The sequence below is a fragment of the Vibrio sp. 10N.222.48.A3 genome (assembly GCF_041475345.1).
GTDB lineage: Bacteria > Pseudomonadota > Gammaproteobacteria > Enterobacterales > Vibrionaceae > Vibrio > Vibrio tasmaniensis_A.
In genome coordinates, this window is record NZ_JBFRVX010001644.1 from 1 (window position 1) to 284 (window position 284).

Sequence of the window (284 nt, forward strand, 5' to 3'; positions counted from 1 at the left end):
TGGCTCCCCTTGCAAGACTTGAACTTGCGACATACGGATTAACAGTCCGCCGTTCTACCAACTGAACTAAAGGGGAATTGATTCTTAAAGCTCTAATCAAGAGAATGGTGCCGACTACCGGAGTCGAACTGGTGACCTACTGATTACAAGTCAGTTGCTCTACCTACTGAGCTAAGTCGGCATCATGTATCAAGAAGCTTACGCTTAATGATTAACTTGGCTCCCCTTGCAAGACTTGAACTTGCGACATACGGATTAACAGTCCGCCGTTCTACCAACTGAAC

The 284-nt window shown here is 46.1% G+C and carries 2 tRNA genes; both read right to left on the reverse strand.

The annotated features are described in order from the left end of the window. Nucleotides 1-76: transfer RNA gene (locus AB4653_RS28225), tRNA-Asn, on the reverse strand. Nucleotides 77-105: 29 nt separating this feature from the next. Further along, a tRNA-Thr gene (locus AB4653_RS28230) sits at nt 106-181 on the reverse strand. Nucleotides 182-284: the final 103 nt, after the last annotated feature.